Origin of the sequence: Paenibacillus polymyxa, from assembly GCF_001719045.1 — a bacterium.
Taxonomy (GTDB): domain Bacteria; phylum Bacillota; class Bacilli; order Paenibacillales; family Paenibacillaceae; genus Paenibacillus; species Paenibacillus polymyxa_B.
Genome location: NZ_CP015423.1, coordinates 2,437,378 through 2,461,257, shown reverse-complemented (window position 1 = coordinate 2,461,257; position 23,880 = coordinate 2,437,378). Strand labels below are relative to the sequence as shown.

At 47.2% G+C, this 23,880-nt stretch carries 21 protein-coding genes and 1 riboswitch; of the genes, 15 read left to right on the top strand and 6 right to left on the bottom strand.

Annotation, left to right across the window (positions count from 1 at the left end):
• The first annotated feature begins 22 nt into the window (after positions 1 to 22).
• Positions 23 to 301, top strand: a complete 279-nt coding sequence (locus AOU00_RS27030) for a hypothetical protein (protein ID WP_237166354.1) — start codon at positions 23 to 25, stop codon at positions 299 to 301.
• The gene (locus tag AOU00_RS27025) at positions 235 to 555 is read left to right on the top strand and encodes a DUF6985 domain-containing protein (protein WP_420488439.1); all 321 of its coding nucleotides are present in this window, start codon (positions 235 to 237) and stop codon (positions 553 to 555) included. Before AOU00_RS27030 ends, AOU00_RS27025 begins: the two co-directional genes overlap by 67 nt.
• A gap of 88 nt (positions 556 to 643) precedes the next feature.
• Here the strand turns inward: AOU00_RS27025 and metE are convergent, their stop codons facing one another.
• From metE to AOU00_RS10965, 4 genes are all read right to left on the bottom strand, one after another.
• Complete coding sequence (gene metE / locus AOU00_RS10980) at positions 644 to 2,962, bottom strand: 5-methyltetrahydropteroyltriglutamate--homocysteine S-methyltransferase (RefSeq protein ID WP_069290615.1); 2,319 nt, start codon at positions 2,960 to 2,962, stop codon at positions 644 to 646.
• Between the two features lie 161 nt (positions 2,963 to 3,123).
• A riboswitch (cobalamin riboswitch) is annotated at positions 3,124 to 3,320 on the bottom strand.
• A 183-nt stretch (positions 3,321 to 3,503) separates the two neighbouring features.
• Positions 3,504 to 4,001 carry an anaerobic ribonucleoside-triphosphate reductase activating protein gene (nrdG, locus tag AOU00_RS10975; protein ID WP_069290614.1) on the bottom strand — a complete coding sequence of 166 codons (498 nt, stop codon included), beginning with the start codon at positions 3,999 to 4,001 and terminating at the stop codon, positions 3,504 to 3,506.
• Entirely contained in the window at positions 3,998 to 5,947 is a 1,950-nt protein-coding gene (locus AOU00_RS10970; RefSeq protein ID WP_069290613.1) for an anaerobic ribonucleoside triphosphate reductase, read from the bottom strand. The genes nrdG and AOU00_RS10970 overlap by 4 nt, the downstream gene beginning before the upstream one ends.
• 291 nt (positions 5,948 to 6,238) lie before the next feature.
• On the bottom strand, positions 6,239 to 6,709 hold the full coding sequence (locus AOU00_RS10965) for an AbrB/MazE/SpoVT family DNA-binding domain-containing protein (RefSeq protein ID WP_023990816.1): 471 nt from the start codon (positions 6,707 to 6,709) through the stop codon (positions 6,239 to 6,241).
• 234 nt (positions 6,710 to 6,943) lie between these two features.
• Here AOU00_RS10965 and AOU00_RS10960 point away from each other — a divergent pair, with 234 nt between their 5' ends.
• Together AOU00_RS10960 and AOU00_RS10955 are read left to right on the top strand one after the other, a co-directional pair.
• A complete protein-coding gene (locus AOU00_RS10960) occupies positions 6,944 to 9,901 on the top strand; it encodes a glycoside hydrolase family 3 protein (protein ID WP_069290612.1) in 2,958 nt (985 codons plus the stop codon).
• A 66-nt stretch (positions 9,902 to 9,967) separates the two neighbouring features.
• On the top strand, positions 9,968 to 10,441 hold the full coding sequence (locus AOU00_RS10955) for an Rrf2 family transcriptional regulator (RefSeq protein ID WP_069290611.1): 474 nt from the start codon (positions 9,968 to 9,970) through the stop codon (positions 10,439 to 10,441).
• 67 nt (positions 10,442 to 10,508) lie between these two features.
• Here the strand turns inward: AOU00_RS10955 and AOU00_RS10950 are convergent, their stop codons facing one another.
• Positions 10,509 to 11,600: a diguanylate cyclase gene (locus tag AOU00_RS10950; protein ID WP_069290610.1), complete on the bottom strand. Its 1,092-nt coding sequence runs from the start codon at positions 11,598 to 11,600 to the stop codon at positions 10,509 to 10,511.
• A gap of 224 nt (positions 11,601 to 11,824) precedes the next feature.
• On the opposite strand from AOU00_RS10950, the gene AOU00_RS10940 reads away from it, so the two are divergent.
• From AOU00_RS10940 to AOU00_RS10895, 11 genes are all read left to right on the top strand, one after another.
• Positions 11,825 to 13,459 carry a spore germination protein gene (locus tag AOU00_RS10940; protein ID WP_069290608.1) on the top strand — a complete coding sequence of 545 codons (1,635 nt, stop codon included), beginning with the start codon at positions 11,825 to 11,827 and terminating at the stop codon, positions 13,457 to 13,459.
• Positions 13,437 to 14,678 carry a Ger(x)C family spore germination protein gene (locus AOU00_RS10935; protein WP_237166348.1) on the top strand — a complete coding sequence of 414 codons (1,242 nt, stop codon included), beginning with the start codon at positions 13,437 to 13,439 and terminating at the stop codon, positions 14,676 to 14,678. Before AOU00_RS10940 ends, AOU00_RS10935 begins: the two co-directional genes overlap by 23 nt.
• Positions 14,679 to 14,703: 25 nt before the next feature.
• Complete coding sequence (locus AOU00_RS10930) at positions 14,704 to 15,813, top strand: GerAB/ArcD/ProY family transporter (RefSeq protein ID WP_069290607.1); 1,110 nt, start codon at positions 14,704 to 14,706, stop codon at positions 15,811 to 15,813.
• Complete coding sequence (locus tag AOU00_RS10925) at positions 15,810 to 16,955, top strand: GerAB/ArcD/ProY family transporter (protein WP_069290606.1); 1,146 nt, start codon at positions 15,810 to 15,812, stop codon at positions 16,953 to 16,955. The genes AOU00_RS10930 and AOU00_RS10925 overlap by 4 nt, the downstream gene beginning before the upstream one ends.
• Positions 16,956 to 17,358: 403 nt before the next feature.
• Complete coding sequence (locus tag AOU00_RS10920) at positions 17,359 to 17,754, top strand: Fur family transcriptional regulator (protein ID WP_069290605.1); 396 nt, start codon at positions 17,359 to 17,361, stop codon at positions 17,752 to 17,754.
• The gene (locus tag AOU00_RS10915) at positions 17,730 to 18,569 is read left to right on the top strand and encodes a response regulator transcription factor (RefSeq protein WP_069290604.1); all 840 of its coding nucleotides are present in this window, start codon (positions 17,730 to 17,732) and stop codon (positions 18,567 to 18,569) included. The genes AOU00_RS10920 and AOU00_RS10915 overlap by 25 nt, the downstream gene beginning before the upstream one ends.
• 10 nt (positions 18,570 to 18,579) lie before the next feature.
• Positions 18,580 to 18,705, top strand: a complete 126-nt coding sequence (locus AOU00_RS27460) for a hypothetical protein (protein WP_257785376.1) — start codon at positions 18,580 to 18,582, stop codon at positions 18,703 to 18,705.
• A gap of 10 nt (positions 18,706 to 18,715) precedes the next feature.
• Complete coding sequence (locus AOU00_RS10910) at positions 18,716 to 19,129, top strand: BlaI/MecI/CopY family transcriptional regulator (protein WP_039271686.1); 414 nt, start codon at positions 18,716 to 18,718, stop codon at positions 19,127 to 19,129.
• Between the two features lie 2 nt (positions 19,130 to 19,131).
• Positions 19,132 to 19,992: a M56 family metallopeptidase gene (locus AOU00_RS10905; RefSeq protein WP_069290603.1), complete on the top strand. Its 861-nt coding sequence runs from the start codon at positions 19,132 to 19,134 to the stop codon at positions 19,990 to 19,992.
• 117 nt (positions 19,993 to 20,109) lie between these two features.
• On the top strand, positions 20,110 to 20,517 hold the full coding sequence (locus AOU00_RS10900; protein WP_028540751.1) for a DoxX family protein: 408 nt from the start codon (positions 20,110 to 20,112) through the stop codon (positions 20,515 to 20,517).
• 154 nt (positions 20,518 to 20,671) lie between these two features.
• Entirely contained in the window at positions 20,672 to 22,660 is a 1,989-nt protein-coding gene (locus AOU00_RS10895; protein WP_069290602.1) for a methyl-accepting chemotaxis protein, read from the top strand.
• Between the two features lie 96 nt (positions 22,661 to 22,756).
• Here the strand turns inward: AOU00_RS10895 and AOU00_RS10890 are convergent, their stop codons facing one another.
• A complete protein-coding gene (locus AOU00_RS10890; RefSeq protein ID WP_237166344.1) occupies positions 22,757 to 23,737 on the bottom strand; it encodes a DMT family transporter in 981 nt (326 codons plus the stop codon).
• Positions 23,738 to 23,880 lie beyond the last annotated feature (143 nt).

Below are 23,880 nucleotides of genomic sequence, written 5' to 3'. Positions count from 1 at the left end.
TTTTATGAAGAGGTGGTAAAGGGTGGATTGGAAACACTGGTATGTGGAACTGGAACAGGATGATGAGTCTTGGGATGTATCTGAGGAGATTGTTCTGCGTGGTGTAGTACATGTTAATTTTTGCGGGCAGCCCTCGGAAGTAGAAGTCGAATTTATCGTGGGAGCCGACTCCGAAGAACAGGCACAGACTATAGAAGAACCTACACAGTTGCAAAAAAGACATGGGAGCAGTATATGGAATATTCGTCAACTATTCATCCTCAAGTGTTGGAGTCCATACACCATCATTATGCTGGCATAGTGGAAAAGTACCGGAATGCTTACAGTACATGGGGAGAGGACCCAGATGAATATGCGCCTTATGTGGAGCGACCGGAACAATTGTTGGATCGAATACAGCTTATGTCTATACTGATTTCCGACTCATCGGCAAAGGATGAACTGTATTTGAATTTTAGTTGCTCCTGGGATCGAGAACATGGCTTAGGCGTACATATGAAGCAGATGAAAATGGAGCATATTCAAGGCGTATATACATTATATGATCTAGAATAAATCCCCCTTCCTGGCTTTTAGCAATAAGGGCCGGAAAGGGGAATAGGACAAGGCGAAAATGATGGCGCGATTGGATACGATAAAAAAATTAGTTGGATACAGCCAATGCAGCCCGGGCTGCTTGAGCTGCTTGTACCATTTGCCGCAAGGCGGCGACAGATTCCTCTTTGGTGCGGGTTTTCAGACCACAATCCGGATTAACCCAGAACAAATCTGATGGCAGTACGCGCAGGGCACGCTGGATCATGCTTAGCATTTCAGATACATCGGGGATGCGCGGGCTGTGGATATCGTACACGCCCAGACCGATGCCTTTGTCGTATACCTGATCTTCAAAGCTGACAATCAGTTCTCCGTGGCTTCGCGAGGTTTCAATAGATATAACGTCGGCATCCATATCGGAGATGGACTGAATCATATGCTGAAATTCGGAATAGCACATATGCGTATGGATTTGGGTCGCTGGCTCAACGGTGGCCGTGGTCACAAGGAAGGCTTGAACCGCCCAATCCAGATAGGCTTGCTGTTGTTCTTTTTTCAGCGGAAGCCCTTCACGAATTGCAGGCTCATCGACCTGAATCATGCCGATGCCCGCTTGTTCCAGTGCCTCTACCTCTGCCCGTAATGCCAGAGCCAACTGTAAAGCAACTTGACTACGTGGAATGTCATTACGTTCGAAAGACCAGTTCAAAATGGTCACAGGACCCGTAAGCATTCCCTTAACAGGCTTGGAAGTTAACGATTGGGCGAATGCCGTTTCTTCCACGGTCATGGGCTGATCGAAGGAAACGTCTCCGTATATAATCGGCGGTTTGACACAACGGGAGCCGTAGGACTGCACCCATCCGTTTTGCGTAAAAGCAAAGCCATTCAGCTTTTCACCAAAAAATTCAACCATGTCGGTCCGCTCAAATTCCCCATGTACAAGCACATCAATGCCAATGTCCTCTTGGATATCAATCCATTCCTTAATTTGCTGTTGGATGAACGTTCGATATTGCTCGGCAGACCATTCTCCTTTGCGATAGTGCAGGCGGGCCTTGCGGATCTCGGCGGTTTGCGGGAAGCTACCAATGGTCGTCGTAGGCAGTGGAGGCAACTTCAGCTTATTTTGCTGAATCTCACGACGCTCGGCGAAAGGAACGCTGCGTGACAGAGGCTCTTTGGCCAACAGGTCGGCCAGATCGGCAGCTGTCTGTACGCGTGCCGCTGAACTGTTGAAACGGGCTACCGCATCTGCACTTTGTCCAAGCTTGGTGAGTGCGGATGGATCGTGTTTGCCAAGTGCAGCCGTCAGGATGGCGATTTCCTCTAGCTTTTCATCAGCAAAGGCCAGCGCTTGTACCAGCTCCTTGTCCAGCTTGTGCTCTGCCTCCAGGCTGACTGGCACATGAAGCAGACTGCATGATGGCTGTACGATAAGCTGCTCGGCAGTGGTCTGTTCTGCTAACTGACCCAGCAGAGCAGCTACAGCGTTCAGGTCGCTGCGCCATATATTGCGTCCGTCAATGACACCAGCGCCCAGCGTTTTTCCTTTAGGGAAGCCATGCTGCAATATATGCTGAAGATTTTCGCCATCATCATATACAAAATCAAGACCCAGCCCCTGTACCGGAAGTGCGGACAGACGCTCATAATGATCTAGGCTGCCAAAGTAGGTTTGCAGCATTATATTTAAGGAGGGCGCAGCCTGGTTCAAAGCTTCATAGACTTCCTGAATAATGTCCAGATCCTCTACTGGGAATGAGGTGGTCAGGACAGGTTCATCGATTTGGACCCACTGAACACCTTCTGCTGCTAGTTCAGACAGGACACGGGTGTATAAAGGCAGGAAGGTTCTTATAATAGAGGCAAGCTCCTTACGATCATAGCCTTTGGAAAGGGTAACGAATGAATAGGGGCCGATGAGGACCGGTTTCCCATCAATACCTAGTTCTTGTTTTGCTTCACGATAAGCCTGTAAAGGTTTATTTTCAGTGAACACCGAAACTGCGTTCGCCAATTCAGGAACGATGTAGTGATAATTGGTATTCATCCATTTGGTCATTTCACTGGCGGTTGCTCCCTTCTGTCCACGAGCGATCCCGAAATACACGGACAGAGGAACCGGACCCGCGGGACGATAGTTGAACCGTCCGGGAACCAGACCGAACATCACAGATGTATCCAGCATGTGATCGTAATAGGAGAAGTCTCCGACAGGAATGCGATCAATCCCCTTATTGCGCTGCTTGCTCAGATGCTCCAACCGTAATTTTTTCATTTCCGTCTGCAGTTCGCTTTCGTTAATGCTGCCGTTCCAGAAGCGTTCCAGTGCTTTCTTCCATTCCCGATTTTCGCCGATACGCGGATATCCCAGATTACTGCTAATTAAGCCGGACAATTCAGGCCATTCAATAATGGACATGTACTTTTCCTCCTAGTGGGTAGCTGTTTTATTTTTACGTACCAAAAAAAGGCATTCTTCCCCCCAAGGTTAAAAATAAGTAGGGGAAAGAATGCCTCCGTGATTAAAAAATCAAAAATACGGCGACTGCTCTTAACACCTCCCTATCTTCCGTAGGTACTTGCGATGTTGTTAAAATAGGCAGGTCTCCTGACTTACGGATCATGACGCTCAGCAATCCTTCCCGGTCTGTGGACCAGTGGATATATGAACAGCTGAAAGTTCCCCGTTTACAGTGGCGGGACCGTGCCGGATTTGCACCGGCTTCCCTTTTAAGTCTGATCTGAATAGAACAGACACCTATCTCCAAGCTATGCGGTTAAGGTATGACGAATAATTATGCACTCGTATACTTGTTCACCATCATAAGTGAAACTTACAGGATGCGCAATAGAAACTCCAATGGAATCTGTTAGCCATATGAAAAAAAGACAAGCCTTACCCATGATGGGGGCTTGTCTTAGATTAGATATAGCATCTTGCTTGCTGGGTAAGCATCGCCTTATGTCAATGAAACGGTATAACCTGCCTGAATACTGGCTTTCACATCTACCAGACGCTGGTTGCGACTGCCCCGGAAGGGAAGGGTCAGGTCCTTTTGCTGTTCTACAAAACGACCGTCCACAATCACATCGCACAAAAGCGCCAGTTCCTGTCGCTCCTGATCTGTGAGTAGATCTTCATAGACAAAGCCAGTGTAAGCCCACACGGTTCGGTCGGGACAGGCTTCGCGGAAGTCACGCACAAATTGCGAGCATTCTGCTGCTGAGAAAAACGGGTCTCCCCCGCAGAGAGTCAGTCCATCCAACAACGGATTTTCCATGATGTCACGAATGACCTCCTGTTGTCGTTGGGGGGTGAATGGCTCGCCTGCACGGAAGCTCCATGACTCTGGATTAAAGCATCCAGGACAGGCATGACGGCAACCGCTAATGAACACAACGGAGCGCAGGCCGTATCCTTCGTTCAGAGATTCCGGAATGTAGCCACACAAATTCACTTATGTTTCACCCGGTCTCGAACTTCTGCCTGTTTTGCGGCATTAAAGCGAACGGTATAATCTCCTGTCAGATATCCGGTTACCCGACGTAAGCGCTGAAAGTGTGTGTGCTCCTCATCTGTGCCACATTGGGGGCAGCTTGTCCCGATAATCCCTTCATAACCACATTCCGTACAACGATCCACCGGATGGTTGATGGAGAAGTAGCCGATATTCTGATGCAGCGCATACTGAACAATTTTAAGAAACGCATCCGGGTTATTCCGCGCATTACCGTCCAGCTCAATGTATGAAATCGCACCAGCGTTGCATAGGTTATGGAACGGAGCTTCCAAGCTGATTTTACGAGCAGCCGGGAGCGTGTAATACACGGGAATATGAAAAGAATTCGTGTAATATTCTCGATCATTTACCTCAGGAATAATCCCGAAATCACGTTGATCCAGCAATGTGAACTTGCCCGACAGACCTTCGGCAGGCGTAGCAAATAATGTAATATTTAGATTGTGATGTTCACTCATTCGATCGCAATACACGCGCATGGAAGTGATGATTCGCTGTGCCTCGCGGTATACAAAATCATCCTCCCCGTGGTGTTTCCCGTATAGTGCCTTCATGCACTCAGCCAGCCCGATGAACCCAATCGAAAGCGTACCGTGTTTTAGTACGCCTCCCACCTTATCATCTGGTGCCAGTTGTTCTCCACCTTCCCATACCCCTTCGCGCATCATAAAGTCCGAGGCTTTGGCCGGTTGGCTGGTCTGGATTTGATAGCGATGAATTAGGCCATCTACCGCAATGCGCATAACTTCTTCTAGTCTCGCATCAAAGCGATCACGGTCAGGTGTCAGGCGTTTGCCTGTGCAAATACCATATTCAATGCCAAGCCGCACCAGATTAATGGTATTGAAGGAGAGATTCCCCTTGCCACTTTGCCGGTTTCTACCGAAACGGTCAGAAATGGTGCGGGTACGGCAACCCATTGTCGCTATAATGGTATCTGGATCATCAGCACGGTAAAAAGGCAGGTTGAAGGTGGCATCCACATTCACAAAATTGGGATACATCCGTCTGCTAGAGCATTCTACCGCCCGTAAGAACAAATCATAATTGATGTCGCCTTCTGCCTGGTTGATTCCCTCTTTACATTGGAAAATATGTTGTGGAAAAATAGGAGTTTCCCCGCTGCCCAAGCCGCGAATAGTGGCCTCCAGCAGCGATTGAGTAACAAGCCGTCCCTCAGCAGACGTGCACATTCCGTAATTCAGTGAAGTGAATGGAATCTGTCCCCCCGCCCGACTGCTCATGGTGTTCAGGTTATGAATGAGCGATTCAGCAGCCTGCCGGGTTTCCGTCTCCGTTTCTTCGCGTGCGAATGCGTAGGAACGAGGGCAGACTTCTTGCAAATGGGGATTGGCCATATGTAGTTCGTCGTCAGACAGACTGGATTCTATCTCTTCCTCGAACAACCGGAGTCCCTTGCGCAGATGCTTGCGGAAGGACCGGGCAACGTATGGGGCAAGGTCCCAATCGATTTTATTGGCAGAGACACCTCCGAATTGGCTGTTTTGCTGAGACTGGAATATGATGGCGACTAGTGCCATAGCAGACATAATCGTTTGCGGTGTGCGCACAGAGCCGTTGCCTGTATTGAAGCCGTCTCGCAGTAAACGACCAAAAGGAATAAAGATACAATTTGTAGTTCCGAGTGCATATTGGTCCAAATCGTGAACATATACATACCCGTGGTCAATCGCGTTCGTCAGCTCAGGCGGAAGTACCCGCAGGCGCGCATACCATTTGGCATACTCGGACCCAAGCTTGCTCATTTTGCCGCTGAACGATTCTCCATTCAAATTTGCATTCTCCCGTAGCATGTCCAGATCTTGTGCCCCAATGACCCGCTCGCCGATGTCGTATAATTGATGTTCCTCCAGCACCTTCATCGTAAAACCCTCCATATAGTAAAATATATATATTTTTCACAAAAACAACATATTGATGATATCTTGTGTTAACGAATTGTTTCGATCTATATATTGTATATACGTATACATTGAGAGTATGTGACTATTGTCACATTGGTAGAAGCGGACAGCATAAAAAAGCCAGATACAGAGTAAGGGACACATCCGCGGAAATGCACCTTACTCTATATCTGGCCATCGTAGTTGCGATGAAAATGATAGGCTTGCGAGTACATAGTATATGATCTTGGGATATTGTTTTGAGAAGGTTTAGAGTAGCTTTTTCAACTGGGACACCCGGCCTTGAGAAATATCTAGCATTTCTGCATATACTTTTTGTGGCAGGTTCGGGTGTTCCTGAATTAGCTTGCGTAGCTTTTTTACCATTTCACCTTGCTGCACTCTAGATTGCTTGGGTTGCCAGGTTGTGTTGGTTCGGGTCGGCTTAGAATCTTCTTGAGCCTGGATAGCATCGGTGCTTGTGGCATGCACATTTTCATCGGTCTTTAATACCTGGATGCACTCTGCGCAAATAAAGCTGTCGCGAAAATAAGTTAAATGATCCACCGCGCCGCAAAATTTGCAGGAGACACCGGTGTATTTTCTTAGTACAAACCCTTCTTCATCTACGAAAAATTCAAGTGAATCACCGATATTGATATCCATTGTGGTCCGCATTTCCTTAGGAAGTACAATCCGGCCCAATTGATCTAGAGGTCGTGTCATTCCAGTATTTTTCATTAGAGCTTCCTCCTTCCATGATATATCCTGATTATACCAAAAAATATTATTTTTAGCTTTGTATATTGAAGGTAAAATACAACTTTTTTTGTCTTTATGCTGCGGTCTCTCTTTCAATCAGTATAGGATGTTTTCGGTATTGTTGCCGGGGTACCCCTTTTTAGCTATGATATATTAAAACGCTTTCATGAATGAACTTTTAATCATCTTAATTAAGCCAAGGAGATGACGGATATGAGTCATGAAACAACGGGTATCGAATATTTATTTCAAGATCCGAAGATTCATCTGGATGAGCGTGTACGGGATCTTGTGTCGCGACTAACCTTGGAGGAAAAGGTTGAATCCATGTTGCAATACCAGCCGGCCATTGACCGATTGGGAGTCGCAGCTTATAAGCACGGTACAGAAGCGGCACACGGGATAGCGTGGTTGGGTGAGGCGACTTCATTTCCTCAGCCTGTAGGATTGGCATGTACTTGGGATACGGAATTAATGCGCCTCATCGGCTCTGTTATCGCAGATGAGGCGCGTGTTTACTATCGTCGTGATGCCAAATTAAACGGTCTGACCCTGTGGGCACCTACAGTGGATATGGAGCGTGACCCGAGGTGGGGACGCAATGAGGAAGCTTACGGCGAAGATCCATATTTGACGGGAGAGCTGTCAAAGGAGTTAGTCAAGGGGATACAGGGGGATCATCCGGTATATTTGAAAGCGGTTGCCACTTTAAAACATTTTCTGGGTAACAATAATGAAGTGGATCGGGGAAGTGGCTCCTCCAGTATAGATCCACGAAACCTGCGAGAATATTACCTAAGAGCCTTTGAGAAGCCTTTTACGGAAGGCGGCGCCCAGTCGATGATGACTTCTTACAACCTGATTAATGGAACGCCTGCTACGTTATATCATGGGGTTAACGATATTGTCAGGGACGAATGGGGGATGGACGGCTTTGTTGTAAGTGATGCGGGGGATATCATGGGGATTGTCAACGATCATCAGTATTACGATTCCCACACGCCAGGTGTGGCCGAATCTATTCAGGCGGGAATTGACAGCATTACAGATGATGCAGAGCTCTCCAAACAGGCGATTCGTGAAGCCTTGGCGCAAGGAACGCTACAAGAAGAAGACTTGGATCGGGCACTGTTCCATACGTTCCGCGTCCGTTTTCGTTTGGGGGAATTTGATCTGGCGGCAGACAATCCTTATGCCTCAATCGGAGAGGAAGCTCTCCTGACAGAGCAAGCCCGTGAATTGTCGTTGCGTGCGGCGAGGGAGCAGATCGTATTGCTTAAAAATGAGCATGAACTCTTGCCTTTGAACCCTGCCCGGTGCGGCAAAGTAGCGGTCATTGGTACGCATGGCAATGAGGTGTACCGCGACTGGTATTCCGGTACGCTGCCCTACCGGGTTACACCGCTGGAGGCGATTCGTGCCAAACTGGAAGGTGAGGACGCAAAGGAACGCGTCGTGTACCGTGATGCCAATAATCGCGTGACCTTGACGGCGGCGAATGACGGAGCGAAGCTCACAGTCGATTCTTCTGGTGAGATGCGCCTGTCCCAGGATGGAAAGCCCACGATATTGACGATGACGGATTGGGGCTATGGCAGTGTGACGTTACATGATGAGCATCTAGGTACTTACGTGACGAGTGATGAGGAGACGCTCCGTGTGACAGCTGATGAAGCGTATGGCTGGTATGTCAAAGAGGTCTTTGGGCTGACTCCTGTTGAACAAGGAGAGCATCTGTGGACAACATGGAATGGCAATTCAGTGATTGCCGGAACGGAGGGCTCATTAAAGGTAGTGGAGGCTGAAAAATCTGTACTTCACGCTGTAGAGAGTAACGCCTCGACAGCCTCGACAGTTTCAGGACAGAGCCATACAACATTCCATGTAGAGACGGTGTCAGATGGTTTAGCGGAAGCGATAGCCGCTGCGCAAGCGGCAGATACAGCAATTGTATTTGTTGGAAATCACCCGCTCATCAATGGAAAGGAAGAGAATGACCGTCCAGGCTTGGAACTGCCAGCTTCCCAGCAACGGCTTATCGAGGAAGTGTATCGCGTCAATCCGAATACGATTGTGGTTCTGACGGGCAGCTATCCATTTGCCATCCCTTGGGTTCAGGAGCATATTCCAGCGATCGTATACACGTCTCATGCGGGACAAGAGCATGGTACAGCAATAGCGGATGTGTTATTTGGAGACTACGCGCCAGCGGGGCGTTTGAACATGACTTGGGTTCAGAGCGAGGATCAATTGGGCGACATTAAAGATTACGATATTATTCGCGGCGGTCGTACCTATCAATATTTTGAAGGTGAACCTTTATATCCGTTTGGCCATGGATTGACGTATTCGCCTTTTGAATATAATGACCTGCGTACGGATGCCCCAAAGGATAGCGTAAAGTCTATTGCTGCACTGAATGCCATGGATACGCTCCAGGTGTGGGTAGAGGTGACGAATCGGGGCGTGGCTGCTGGTGAAGAGGTTGTACAACTCTATGTACGTCCCGGTGCCTCACGAGTAAAGCGACCACTGAAGACATTGTGCGGATTTCAACGCATTCGCCTAGAGCCAGGTGAGAGGCGAACGGTTTCCTTTACGATTCGGGTGAAGGATTGGGCGATTTGGGATGTCACACGGGATTGCTATTGCGTTGAATCGGGTGAATATACACTGCTGGCGGGCGCTTCCTCAGCGGATATCCGATTGGAGCACCCTGTGTACGTTCGTGGCGAAGTTATTCCGCCACGCCAAGCCGGACGAAGTATCCGCGCTGAAAACTTTGATGATTGCTCCGACATCGTATTGGATGAAAGCAAGGAGCAAAGGGAGGCTTGTGTACGTCCGCGGACACCTCAACGTTCCGGTTGGATTGCCTTTCATGGCGTAGACATGGATACGGTGGTGAGTGTGGTCGAGCTTCAGTGCCGCGTGTCAGGCAACAGCAGCGATGCCACAATTGAGCTGCGTTTGGATGCGCCGGACAGCGAAGCTGTGGCACGTGTGAATGTGGGCAATACAGGAGGGGCGCAAGCATGGATTACGCTCGCGGAAGCGGTACATTCAGTCTCTGGCACACGTGATGTATACCTGTTGTTGAGCGGGGAAGTGCGGCTAGCTCATTTTACTTTGGGCGCTAATGCTACAGAGGATTCCGGCTTTCAGGCTTGAACTTACTTCTGACATCACGTACAATGCATTCAACGAAGTTTCTACAGCTTAGGGGTGTCATCTCATTTGAATAGTGAAAAACGACTACGCACCGCAACGCCCAAATGGCTTGGGGTGGCGGTAAAGGCGCTTGTCTATTTGGAAAAGTACGGAGAACTCTGTGCCAGCGGTTCTATTGCCCGTTCCATTGACTGTGAAGTCACTTTGGTGCGCAGGGTGCTGACACGACTTGTACAGGCAGATTTGATTGCAGCACGCGAAGGTCGTGAGGGAGGCTATGTGCTTACCCGTTCGGCCGACCATATTACACTTGCCGATATATACCACGCCATTGAAATATGTGATCCAATTTTCCCGGGTATGATGCATGAACCGGAAACCAATCCTTTTTGTGAGGAGTTGGCGATAGCCGTATCCGAAATTTTAGCCGAGAGCGAACAACGTATGCTAGAAGTATGGGGGTCCCATACGCTGGCTTCGCTTGCCAATCGTACATCACTCGTGGTGGGGAAATGCAATCATAATGAAGATTCAAAATGATAATAGCCGATACGACTCTCAAGAGAGGGTTGTATCGGCTATTTCTATGAAATGGTCATGCCTCAAATTATATTTCATATGAGCAAACCCGGTTACGTCCTGCATTTTTAGCTTCGTATAGTGCTTTATCTGCCTGCTCCAGCAGGGCTGCCCCGGACATATCTTCCCCGGTACCAGGAAAGGTCGTCACGCCGATGGACACCGTGACTTTAAGAACAAGATCGTCCGCTAAAATAAACTCGTGCTGATTTACTCCACTTAGAATCTGATTAGCTATGTGCAGCGCTTGCCGAAAAGCACAATTCGGCAAAAGCACAGTGAATTCTTCCCCCCCGCTGCGGGTGACTACATCATTAGGACGACATTTTTCCATTAAAATCTGCCCAAGCTGGCGCAGCACTGCATCTCCTGCCGCATGTCCGTAGGTATCGTTGACTTCCTTGAAGTGATCAATATCCAACACCAGTACAGATAAGTGCTCATGACGTTGGCGAGCTTGAGGGAGCTTTTCTTCCAATGAAAACTCAAGCTGTCTTCTGTTGCTTAAATTAGTGAGATGGTCTGTGTAGGAGGTATGCTCCAGTCGAAGTAACAGCTCATTGGATGTGTTGATAGATTCAGCAATGAGGTACAGAAGACATCCGCCGACCATGGAAATGAAGAATTGGAGCGGATACACGTGCAGAACATCATCAAGATCTTTTAAATTAACCATCAGGGAACAAAATATAAAGCCCAAAGCAAAAATGTTCATCATAATCAGCTTGGGCAAACGTGACCACGACAAATGTGACAGTATAGCGCACCCCAGACCGGCAAACAGCATAAAAACAGCGCCTACGATGGCTTGAGTGTTAATACCAAACAGTAATAATCTACCTACACATATAAACAGGGTAGCCATGAGTGCTGCTGGGGCGCCGATATACGTTGCGGTAGCTACGATGGCCAAATGACGAAGATCGGCAATCGTATTAAATCCTACTGGAATTGAATAGTACATCATAACTATGCCGTAGCACCCAAAAAGGGCGCCTCCAATCCAATGTACCTTACGTTTCAAGGTGTGCAGTCGGATTTTATATCTTTGTGATATAAGGCCTGTTATGTACAAAAAGGTGACAAGGATACAGGTATTTACAAAAAACGTACTGAACAAGATGCTAACCCTCCCGAGAGGCATATTCCTTCATTTTATCAAAAAAACTGACATTAAGCTTGCAAATGAAGAATTTATTGAAATTTATTACGCGGGTGCGCTTATAGCGTTTCGTTCACATGTTTGGTGCATAACTGGGAATAGATTGAGCATACTCCAAAGATACAAGAATAAGGAAAAATGGGCGGTAGCTATTGCTGCCTTACTGGAGATGAGGTTTGCTCATGATTCGCTATCCCTATCGCAAACATAATAAAAAGTCGGGTGCGGACAGGAATAAAGAAAATTCTTCACGTTCTTTAAAGATCGAGGCTCATTTGGATACCAACTTGCAGCAAATTAAGGAATCGACGTCTAACAGCCCAGACTTCTTGATTCGCCGTTTTAATGTCGGACTAAAGGCGGATGTTCCTGCCGCCATTGTATTTCTAGATAGTATGGTCAAGACGGACACGGTGAATGAGCTCGTCATGAAATCATTGCTTAGCCGCCCATCTGCCGAGGTGGCTGCTGAGGTAGAAAGTGCAGAAGAGCTTTACAATCGGATACAGGCCCATGCGCTGGAACTGGGTGAAGTGAAGGATTGCGATGATTGGAATTCCATGATGGAACAACTCTTAATGGGAGATACGATCATTCTGCTGGAAGGCTGTAAAAAAACCATCGCATGCGGCACACGCGGAGGAGAGACGCGGGGGGTTAACGAGCCCTCCACACAGTCTGTCGTCCAGGGGCCGAAGGATGGATTTGTGGAATCCCTGTTCACGAACGTCTCTCTTGTACGTCGGCGGATTAAAAGCTCCGATCTTACGATGGAGATGTTCAAAGTGGGAAGTACGTCCCTCACGAATGTGGCCATACTGTATATGAAAAATATTGCAGATTCAAGTGTCGTAGATGAAGTTCGTAAACGGGTAAAAGCCATCAATATTGACGCCATATTTGAATCCGGCATGGTAGAAGAGATGATACAGGACCAAAATCTCACACCATTTCCAACGATCTATAACTCGGAAAGACCGGATACGATTAGCAGCAACATTATGGAGGGTCGGGTGGCACTCATTGTGGATGGAAATCCATTTGTACTGGTGATGCCTACTGTATTTGCTCAATTTTTTCAAAGTTCTTCCGATTATTCGGAACGTTATGACATGGCAACTGTCATCCGAGTCATACGTTATATCAGCTTTATTATTCTGATTTTGGGGCCTTCTCTCTACATCGCCTTAACCACTTATCATTATGAAATGATACCAACCCCACTGCTGATCAGCATACTAGCGCAGCGGGAATCCGTTCCTTTTCCGGCATTTCTGGAGGCGTTTATTCTGGAAATCACCTTTGAAATCTTGCGAGAAGCAGGTATTCGAATGCCCCGTGTGGGCGGACAAACGGTATCCGTTATCGGTGCGCTTGTATTGGGACAAGCGGCTGTGGAGGCTGGAATTGTCACCCCGCTGCTCACGATTGTAGTAGCGCTGACGGGGATTGCCAGCTACGCGATTCCGACATATAACATGGCGGTAGCCGGGAGACTGTTCCGGTTTGTTTTTATGGTGCTGGCTGCATTTATGGGGCTGTATGGCATTACATTGGGGCTCATTGCGCTGATCGCCCATATGAACAGTCTTCGCTCTTTTGGGGTGCCCTACATGGCCCCTTTCAGTCCTTTTGTGCTGGAGAGTCAAAAGGATGCGGTATTGCGAATGCCATTTTGGATGATGCGGAAACGTCCTAAAAGTATTACATCAACGAATCAGACACGAATGAAGGATGGAAGCGGGATTTCCCCTTCCGATAAAACTTCACCAATGCGGGAGGGGGGCGCTCAGGGTGCATCTGGAGAAGGGGAGTGAACGAAGCACGGTAACCTTTAAATGGAGAATATGGATGCTGAGTTTGGTGGGGCTACTAGTCATGCCGCTTCTCTCTGGCTGCTGGGATTCAGTGGAGTTGAACCAGCGGGCAGTAGTCGCGGCTATAGGCATTGATGCGGACGGTGAATCCGATTATGTGGTTTCCCTACAGATTATCGTAGCGGATGAAATTGCCGGGGCTAAAGCCCGAGGAAATACCCCAGTTGTGCTGTATCAGCAAAAGGGAAGCAACCTTTTTCAAGTGATTCGCAAAGCTTCACAGAAGATTCCGCGGGTAGTTTCTCTGGCCCATGCGAGGATTGTCGTTTTTGGAGAAAAGCTGGCTCGACGTGGTATCGGGGATACGTTGGATTATTTGGAAAGGGCTGCGGAGCCCCGACTAACGATGAAAATGCTGGTAGCACGCGGTGAAACGGCCAAGAACGTACTGGCATCCATGACTGCAATCGGTCGTATTCCTGCTAATGATATCTCGGGTAAGCTGGAAGCGTCCCAGCGTATGTACGCCGGGGATTACGCAGTGAGTCTAGACGATGTTATCCGGAGTATGTCCAATAAAGGTAGTGGGCCTGTCCTTACTGGTGTAGAAGTAGAAGGTAATTTGGAGCAGGCTCCCCTTAAGGCTAACGTGGATACTATTTTGCCCGAAGCGGTTGTTCGCATTAACGGTATGGGTGTGTTCCGTAAGGATCGTCTCGTCCATTGGCTGGACGATAACCGAGCTATTGGATTATCTATAGTAAACAATAAAGTGAAAAGTGCTGAAACCGCGTTGAGCTGCGGCAAAAAAGGTGAAACCATTGGAATCGAAACCTTGTATTCTAAAACACATGTACACAGTCTGATCGAGCAAGGGAAGCCGGTATTTGTTATTAATTTGGAGCAGACCGGGACGATTCAGGAAGCCGAGTGCTCGATTGACTTAAAAAGTCCAGAGGTTATGTATAGCTTGCAGAAACAGTGGGGAGAAGAAACAAAAAAAGTGATTACTTCAACGGTTAAGGAGGTTCAGCGTAGCCGTAGTGATGTACTCGGCCTAGGCCATGCACTGGAGAAAAGCCATCCTGAACAGTGGAAAAAACTCTCACCTGAATGGAGCCGCTATTTTGCAGAAAGCACCGTTCGTGTTCAGGTGACTTCGGTACTGAAGCATACACAGTCACGGACTAGCCCTTATTCAAAGGGAGAGTCCAATTAGTGAAATCGGGAAAGGAGGGAAGGCATTGAAAAAGATACAAATCGACGCAAAAGAGATGATTTCCCTGATGATGCTGTTTGAGTTGGGGACGTCCATGATGTCTATTCCCGGACGAGATGCGGGCAAGGATGCGTGGATTGCTATTCTTATCGCCGCAGGTTTGGGAGCCCTACTTTTTCTATGCTACGGCAGCCTTCACCGCCACTTTCCCGACCTACTCATGACACAGTACTGCAAGGTGCTCCTGGGCAAAACTGCTGGGAGCGTGCTTGCCTTTTTATATATTGTGTTTTTTCTTTACGGTGGAGCACGCGATCTTCGAGATACTGGAATACTGATTGCCGACCGGACATTACAGCATACGCCGTTAACTATCGTCTGTGTCCTGATGATTGGTCTTGTTATGTATGTGATGCATTTGGGAATTGAGGTCGCAGGCCGCACGGGACTTATGCTGTTATTTTTGCTGCTGCTGCTGGGCTTCGCTACGAATATCATGATTTTATTGTCAGGCATTGTTCATATGAGCAATATATTTCCTATTGCCCAGCATGGCTGGCAGCCGGTATGGGAGGTTGTCTATTCACAAGCCTTGATGTTGCCATACGGTGAGATGGTCACGTTTGCGATGATCCTTCCCACATTAAAGAAAGGCTACCGTGCCAACGGGGTTGGGGTCACCGCTGTATTGTTGGGAGGCGCAATCCTGTCTTTTGTTACACTGTCAAATGTGGTTGTGCTTGGGGAGGACGTATTCAAACGGGCCACTTACCCGCTGCTTTCTATGATCAGCAAGGTGGAAATATCAGATTTCGTCGATAGAGTGGATGTAATTGGGGTCATGACTGTCATTATTTTTGATTTTTTCAAAATTTTTATTTTCTATTATGCGGCGGTTAAGGCTGCTGAAGATGTATTACGTGTTTCATACCATAAACTGATTCTGCCGTTTGGGCTTATCATGCTTGTTTCTTGCGTGTTGATGGCTCAGGGCTATCAAGAACATCTTACAACAGGCAAGTTTGTACTGAAATGGGTGTTTCCGATATTTGCTGTGTTCTTTCCTTTCTTGTTGCTTATGGTGTCATGGCTGAAAAAGTTTCGCAACAAAAAAAGAAAGGAGTATGCCTCGTGAGTCATCGTCTTGAAAACAAAACATACATCAGCACGGGGCAATTGCTCATTCTTATGTTTCATTTTCTTACAGGCAACGCAATTACCATTAATATGGATAGTTATATGCAGCGGGACACCTGGATTATCCAACTCGTTGCTATGATTCTGGGTATGGTATTGTTCCGAATGTACTGCTACACAGCTGAAACGTTCCCTGGTAAGCCTCTCACAACCTATGCTAGCGAATTGGTCGGTCATACATGTGGAACAGTCATGGGAGTATTATATATTTTGTTTTTTTTATTTCTAACAGGCGGGAATTTGCGCGATGAGACAGAGCTAATTCGTATTTCCGTACTGGAGCAAACGCCCAACCTCGTCGTTGCCTTCCTTATGGTTTTGTGCGTAATGTATGTCCTTTGGTTAGGATTTGAAGTATTAGCTCGAACAGGACAAATCATGCTTATTGCAGTGGTGACCGTCATTTTTGTGGGAAATGTACTGTTGATTTTATCGGACAGCATTCATTTGCATGAGCTGACGCCGGTGATGGAGCATGGTTTTAAATCTGTGCTTCATTCAGCCATTCGGGAACATTTGGCATTTCCATACGCAGAAATGATTTGTTTTATGATGTTCGTGCCCCATTTGGAAAAAACGTCGCAGATGGCCAGAACAGGCTATGCGGGCATTATCGTAGGTGGTTTCGTTTTAGCTGAAGCCGCAATACTAAATGTGGCTGTTATGGGCACTGACATTGCACAGCGCTCCATCTTTCCTTTACTCAGCACCTTTGGGAATGTACAGTTTTCAGAATATTTACAACGTCTGGATGTGATTGTTCTGATGACGATGATTGTGGGCGATTTTTTCAAAATTGCCCTGTTCTTCTATGCTGCGGTGCTCGGGATCTCCGATATTTTTAGCCTCCCCTACCGGAAAACACTACTTTTTGTCGGAATCATTGTCTTACTGTGGTCACAGGTACAAACACCCAGCATGATTGAGCACCTTGCTTTTGGACGATTATCGTTTATTTATATTCATCCGTTATTTGTTTACATCTTTCCCTTGCTGCTCTTTTTGGCCGCTCTTTTGCATCGAAGCAGAGTTAGAACCCGAGGAAGAAGCGGAAACTTTCAGAAAACGGGACCATCGTGAAAAAAGGAAGTGAAATCCGTATTTAATTTGTTTTTTTGCCACGGTCACAAAGAATACGAGCAGCATTCCTGCCAAGACGATATATTCGGATGGACGCATAGTGCTAAAAGCCAATGCCATCGGCTCCCACGGGGTATGAGTACTGAATAGCCAGTTCACTAGCAGATTGGTGCCAAGCATAAGCATCATAAAGAGTGTGAATATCCACAGTATTTTCATAAAATATTCCTCCGATGTGTATGAGCTGAGATGTACCATGTATACATTGTGTTGCAAAGCCGTTCAATTTATCCGATCCCATTGACTTGAAATAAATTAAGATTTATACTTATTCTAAATTGATCTTTATTATGATTGTAAGTTTGTAATTAATATAATCTGCGTTGGTTAAGGGAGATGCGGCATGAGAACTTTAAATTTAACTTCGCAGCGCCAAGCGGTATATGATGTGGTTCGTGAAGCCCACGATCATCCTACTGCGGCCGATGTTATGAATCGGTTGATGGAGCGCGGATATAATCTGGCCTATGGAACGGTATATAATTCACTGCGTTATTTGACGGATAAGGAATTAATCCGTGAATTGAAGCTGGGGGAAGCTGCTAGTCGTTATGACGGACGGATGGACGATCATCAGCATATTATTTGTCAGGTATGCGGCCGGGTAGATGAAGTGATGAGTGAAGTCCCACATGATTGGATTGACACGGTTGCGCATGAAACGGGGTATACTATTGCCCATGCCCATGTCGTATTCGGAGGAGTGTGTAAGGAATGTCAAAGCAAGCGAATCAGATAACGAATCGTTTCAAAGTGGCTGACATGCCTAGAAGGGTGAAGGGGAGTTGGACATCGATGTTAGCAGCTCCCTCTACACCTACGGTGCAGACCGTTCCCTCCAATGAGCCTTTGTATTGTCCGACCACACGTCGTATCATTCTAATCAGTTCGGTACCGGGTGTAGTTCACGGGTTGGTGAGTACGTTGTCAGATGCGTGTTTTGATGTGATGGTTTTTCATCGCTGGGAGCCTGAAGTGCAGCGTCATCTGGGAAGCGATCTGTTGATTTACGATTTGACCGCCACCGAACCACAGAGTGAATTACTGGATATCCGCAATCGTCTGGAGGTAGAACACATGAAAGACACACCGGTTATGTACGTGGTTCAGGATCGGGTGTCTGTACATGCGAATGAGCTGCTTCCTTCAGAAGAGGTGCTGGTGTGGCCGCTGGCTTCCAATCATATGGTGCATGACATTGAACGGATGATTGTACGCCATCCTGCCGTTTCCCGTCAGGCGACGCAAGCCAGCCGTCGTACGGTGTTCAAGGACATCTGGATTGACCGAGATAAAATGCTGGTATATAAAGAAGAGAGTCAACTGAATCTGACTAAAACAGAATACGATTTGCTGCTGAAGCTGATTGATGCTCAAGGCAAAGTGATCTCTCGCGAGCAAATGATGCACGATATCTGGGAGACGGATTTTGTAGGCGGCAGTAACGTTGTAGATGTGCATGTCAAAAGTTTGCGTAAGAAGCTAGATGATCGACCTGCGGAACCTGAATATATTGCAACCGTAAGAGGTGTAGGATACAGATTGGCAGATTGACCTGAAAGTTATGAATACCGATGAATTTCCGCCGGATGGAGACATTCGGCGGTTTGTATATGATTCCATGAAGAAACTGACATTAGGTGTGACGGTTGACTTTAGCCGGATATATACACTACAATCGGTAGTGTGAGGTGCTTCTTATGAAACGACTGAATTTTAAAGCTGGCGAAACTGGGCTTAACCGATTTTTCGGGCCTCTGGAAGCCAAGATTATGGATATTTTATGGTCCACTTCGGATCGGAGTATCAAAGAAGTGCAGACCGCGTTGGAGGGGGATCGGGACTTTAACTTCAATACGGTAATGACCGTGATGAACCGTTTAGTGGACAAGGGGATACTGAGTAAGAGTATACGTGGGAGAACGTCTTTATATCGTCCAGTTTTAAGTAGGGAAGAGTTCATGGATGAGCAATCCAAGGGACTCAGTCACGAATTGGTGGATGAATTTGGTCCGCTTGCTGTCAATCATATGATTGATGCTCTGGAGGTGGCCGATCCGAAGTTGATCGAACGTCTGGAACAAAAAATTAAACAATGGAAAAAGGATATGTAGCGATGTGGAAAACACGTTCTAAATTACTGTTTACAGCAGGCGCCTTGATTTCGGGTTTCGCCCTTATACAGATGGGTATGTACGCCGGGCAGCATGTTTTCGGCTGGAAATTGAATTATAACGTGTTTCAAATTTGCAGAAGTTTGTTGCAGCACTACGGAATTGGCTACATGGTGGATGCGCTCAGCGGGCTGGTTTTCGTTACCTTTGCTATCGCTGGAGGAGAAGCAGTCAGACAGTGTATGGCTACCAGGGCAGCCTTTCGCAGACTGCACCGAATGCGTGACCTCTCTCTGACCGAGGCACTGGGTGAGCGATATCGTGAACTCGGGACCGATCGGATATGGGTCATTGATTATGCCAAGCCAGCCGCCTTTACCATGGGATTATGGAAGCCACGCATTGTATTGTCCTCTGCACTATTGTCCGTACTGGACAAGCACGAGGAAGAGGCTGTCATATACCACGAAGCCTATCATATGAAACATTATGATCCGTTGAAGACCTGGTTGCTGCAAGTGTGTGCTAAACAGCTGTTTTACTTGCCGGTGCTGCGTCACATTACCAATCATTATAAGACGGCCCGTGAAATTTTGGCTGATAACGAAGCGATCCATCGAGCTGGTTCACCCGTTGGGATTGGGAGCGCATTGCTCAAGCTTCTGAGTATGACACCTGCCAATACTCGCCTGGTAAACTCGGCCGCTTGTTCCTCGTTTGCAGAAACGTCCATTAATTATCGTATCTCACGTATTTTAGACCCTCAGCAAGAACCTGTCATTCAAATGCCTTGGCGTTCGATTATGTTTTCCAGCTATGTGCTAGTGATGCTGACACTTATGTTCGCACTGGCGCTAATCTAGTTGGACAAGATGTTTCTTACGGGTGGCGCTTTTCGCGCTCCCGATTCTCGATGTGCAATACACTACACTATGTAGTTTGTTGCAGGATTTTTATACAATTTAAAAGGAGATGAGCAAATGAATCAAACGCTTATGAATATTGGATTATTGTTGGTACGAATCTTTACAGGGGTTATTTTTATCGTTCACGGTGCACAAAAGTTTCAGGGATTAGACGGAACCTCCGGCTTCTTCCAAAGTATCGGACTCCCTGGTTGGATGGCCCCTGTGGTCGCTACGGTTGAGCTGGTTGGGGGAATTGCACTGGTTCTGGGTATCGGAACACGACTGGCTGGAGCGGCATTGACCATTGTTATGATTGGTGTATTGCTAACCGCTAAAAAAGGACAGCCTTTTGGCTCGATTGAATTTGATCTGCTGATTCTGTTCACCAGCCTTCAGCAAGCGCTTGTCGGTGGACGTTTTCTGGCAGTGGATCAGTTATTTGGCCGCAAAAAGGCTGAAAACAGTAACGTACAGGTCTAAATATTCATATAACCGCGTCCTTAGTCTTATAGGGCGCGGTTTTTGTTTTTCTCCTTTGTGAAATTTTATTGTAAATCATTTGCTACTTTCAACCGATATAACTAACACGGAATGTAATTCAAATATATTGTTTTATGAGCAAAGGGGAAAAAACATGGGAACAACGCGAAAGAGAAAAACGATATGGACACTCAGGAGCAAGCTAAGTTTAGGCTTTTTACTTGTTTTGCTGATTCCGAGCTTAAGTATTTCCACTGCGACCTATAAATCATCATATAATGCTATGGAGAAACAGCTCCACGGGAGTGCGAATCAGGGGGTAGCGACAGCTAACTCCATTATTGAATACGCAATCGCCAGTAAAATTAAAGATGCGAGTTATTTGGCGGAGCGTCTGGACGGTTCGATGATAGATGGTCGAAACAGCCCTTTGATTCAGCCCAAGTTGATCCAATACAAGGGTTTGCACGAAGATGCAACGGATATTTTTGTTGGTACACCGGAGGGGCTGATGATCCGGGGGGTGCCCAAGGAGGATGAAGGGACATTTGACCCTCGCACACGTCCATGGTACATCGAAGCGATGAAGCAGCCCGGTAAGGTTGCAATTACGCCTGTGATCATCAATTCATCGGGTATTCCTGTTGTCGTAGTATCTCAGACGCTTTCCGACAAGTCCGGGGTTATCGGGATTTCTCTAAATCTGGAGAGTGTACGTAAACTGGCCTCTATCAAAGTGGGCCAGGAGGGGTATATCATCATTTTGGATCATACGAAGAAATTCGTAGTCCATCCTACGGCTAAAGCGGGCTCATCTCCTCAGGAGAATTCGCTTGATACGTTGTATACTGCGCCGAGCGGGAACTTCAACTATATGCATGAAGGTCGCGAGAAATATTTGACCTATGTAACGAATACGGATACCGGCTGGAAAATTGCAGGTACCTTCTATCAATCCGAGATTAGCGATGCCACCGCTGCCATGCGTTATGTAACCATTTTCGTGCTGGCTGCCTCACTGGTGATTGCGCTTATCGCGATTTTCCTGATTACCCGTTCTGTTTTGGTACCGATTCGTAAGCTGCAAAAATCAGCAGAACGAATCAGTGAAGGAGATTTGACGGGCGATTTGGAAACTGGAAAAACGGATGAGGTGGGCGAATTGTCTGCTCACTTTCAAACCATGGTGGATAGTTTGCGCACGATGATTCGAAGCGTACACGAAACGACAGATCGGGTAAGTTCTTCAGCGGAGGAGCTGGCTGCGGGTGCAGATCAGACAACCCAAGCGATTGAGCATGTCACCATTGCTATCCAGGAAGTAGCTGTGGGCAGCGAACGTCAGGTGGAGAGCGTCAAGCACGGCTCCGTAAATATGGAGGAGCTTGCTCAGCAAGCAGCGAACGTATCCGAGCGTATGGTGGGCGTATCTGAACATGTGAAGATGAACGCCGAGTCGGCTCAGGAGGGCAGCAAGGCTGCTACGCAGGCTGTCCAGAAGATGCATGACATCGATGAGACCGTTAACGATCTCGGACAGGCCATGGACTCTCTCAATGAGCGCTCCGGTGAAATCGTGAATATTATCAGCGTTATATCCGGTATTGCCAAACAGACGAATCTGTTAGCTCTGAATGCGTCCATTGAGGCCGCACGCGCTGGGGATCATGGTAAGGGATTTGCCGTGGTCGCTACGGAGGTACGTAAGCTAGCTGAGGAATCAGCGAAATCGGCTACCTTGATCTCGGAGCGTATTGAAGCGATGCAGGTGGATATGAATCATGCTCTGGGTGCTATGCATCAAGCGCGGACACGGGTGACGGAAGGCATTGATTCGGTAACCACGTCTGAGCAATCCTTTGCGGAAATCAGCCAGGCCGTGGAACGAGCTATGGTACATATCAATGACATTACCGGAGTGACTCAGGAAATGGCACGAGGGACTGTAGGCGTCGTAGATATTATGAGCGATATTGCCCACATTTCGGACGAGGCAGCGAGCAATACCGAGTCGATCTCAGCGGCAGCTGAGCAACAGCTCGCTTCTATTGAGGAAATTGCTTCATCTACAGCGGACCTGAGCCAAATGGCAGAGGAATTGCGCGAACTGGTTGGACGTTTTCAGGTTGAAGGAAAATCCTAAAATGATAAAAAGCGCCCGGATACAGGAGATTGTACTCTGTATCCAGGCGCTTCTTTTAATGTGTTTAGCATAATTTCTGGTTTGCAGGGTTAGAAGTTAACGTTGGAAAGACTTGCGGCGATCCAGGCGGAAACGGACATCCCGTGAGCTGTCGGAAGGATGCAGCGAACTTCTCTGAAACATATTGTTCAGAATCAGTGCGAAAATGACTAGCACTGTCCCATATAGTTCAAAACGGCTAATGACATAACCTTGGAAGTACATGAGTACCAGCGTGGTAATCGGTACAAAGTTAATAAATAGAATTCCGTTCAGTGGAGACAGCTTTCGGATTCCGGCATTCCAGCTAAGCAGGGCAGCTAGCCCTGGAAGCAGGATCATAAAGCTCATTTCGTATTTAACTGACCACACAGCCTGCCAGTCCGGCACCACAATCCAGTTGAAAGCAGAGGCAAATGTGACGACTACGAAGGAGACGAGAGTTCCCAGCAGGCAGGTTAGGGTTGAATACCGAAGAGTAGACCATCCTGCAAAGTGGCTGCCTCCCATGGAATATACGACCCATCCGACGACGCCTACGAAAATAAGCAGCAGCGGCAGTAAATGTTGTCCGGCAAGTGTGAAAAAGGTCCATTTTCCGTTCGTGATCACAAGTAAAGCCCCAGCCAGCGCAATCACCATGCTGATTAGTGTATATTTCGGAGGCATTTTACGGGTCATGATCCACACCATCGCAATGGAAATCATCGGCATTAGCACTTCCATTATAGAAGCTACCAGAGTACCTGCTGCCCCCATCGCGTGCTGTCCCTGGAAAACGGCCATATTATAAATGGTGAATCCCATGGTCCCAAAGAATAACAACGTCTTGCCCTTGCCCTCAAAGCGAAATGCCGTCCGTCCCTCTTTGAGCCACAATAGCACGACTAAAATGAGTGTAACCGATAAATAGCGCAAAAATGAAAAGTACAGTGGATTGATATGTTGTAATGCAATGTGCGAAACCGGAAACATCGCCCCCCAGGACATACTGGCGATTAGGCATAATAAAGATCCGGTCATGATTTGTCTGTTCATGGTGTACAAAAGCTCCTCCTTGCCGGTCTCAGCGGACATATCTTATGGACACATCATAAAGGATAGGAAGCTGTTGGTAAAATGATTGAAAATAAACATTATGATCATTTAAAATGATAATAAGTGACAAGGCGCGTCAATTT

What these genes read in the sequence shown, in the direction of transcription:
- AOU00_RS10920 (WP_069290605.1), top strand. Translation starts at nt 17,359, where the DNA reads ATGAGAACTTTAAATTTAACTTCGCAGCGCCAAGCGGTATATGATGTG.
- AOU00_RS10905 (WP_069290603.1), top strand. Translation starts at nt 19,132, where the DNA reads ATGTGGAAAACACGTTCTAAATTACTGTTTACAGCAGGCGCCTTGATT.
- AOU00_RS27025 (WP_420488439.1), top strand. Translation starts at nt 235, where the DNA reads ATGGAATATTCGTCAACTATTCATCCTCAAGTGTTGGAGTCCATACAC.
- AOU00_RS10895 (WP_069290602.1), top strand. Translation starts at nt 20,672, where the DNA reads ATGGGAACAACGCGAAAGAGAAAAACGATATGGACACTCAGGAGCAAG.
- AOU00_RS10970 (WP_069290613.1), bottom strand. Translation starts at nt 5,947, where the DNA reads ATGAAGGTGCTGGAGGAACATCAATTATACGACATCGGCGAGCGGGTC.
- AOU00_RS10910 (WP_039271686.1), top strand. Translation starts at nt 18,716, where the DNA reads ATGAAACGACTGAATTTTAAAGCTGGCGAAACTGGGCTTAACCGATTT.
- AOU00_RS27460 (WP_257785376.1), top strand. Translation starts at nt 18,580, where the DNA reads ATGAATACCGATGAATTTCCGCCGGATGGAGACATTCGGCGGTTTGTA.
- AOU00_RS10900 (WP_028540751.1), top strand. Translation starts at nt 20,110, where the DNA reads ATGAATCAAACGCTTATGAATATTGGATTATTGTTGGTACGAATCTTT.
- metE (WP_069290615.1), bottom strand. Translation starts at nt 2,962, where the DNA reads ATGTCCATTATTGAATGGCCTGAATTGTCCGGCTTAATTAGCAGTAAT.
- AOU00_RS10940 (WP_069290608.1), top strand. Translation starts at nt 11,825, where the DNA reads ATGATTCGCTATCCCTATCGCAAACATAATAAAAAGTCGGGTGCGGAC.
- AOU00_RS10965 (WP_023990816.1), bottom strand. Translation starts at nt 6,709, where the DNA reads ATGAAAAATACTGGAATGACACGACCTCTAGATCAATTGGGCCGGATT.
- AOU00_RS10960 (WP_069290612.1), top strand. Translation starts at nt 6,944, where the DNA reads ATGAGTCATGAAACAACGGGTATCGAATATTTATTTCAAGATCCGAAG.
- AOU00_RS10890 (WP_237166344.1), bottom strand. Translation starts at nt 23,737, where the DNA reads ATGAACAGACAAATCATGACCGGATCTTTATTATGCCTAATCGCCAGT.
- AOU00_RS10915 (WP_069290604.1), top strand. Translation starts at nt 17,730, where the DNA reads ATGTCAAAGCAAGCGAATCAGATAACGAATCGTTTCAAAGTGGCTGAC.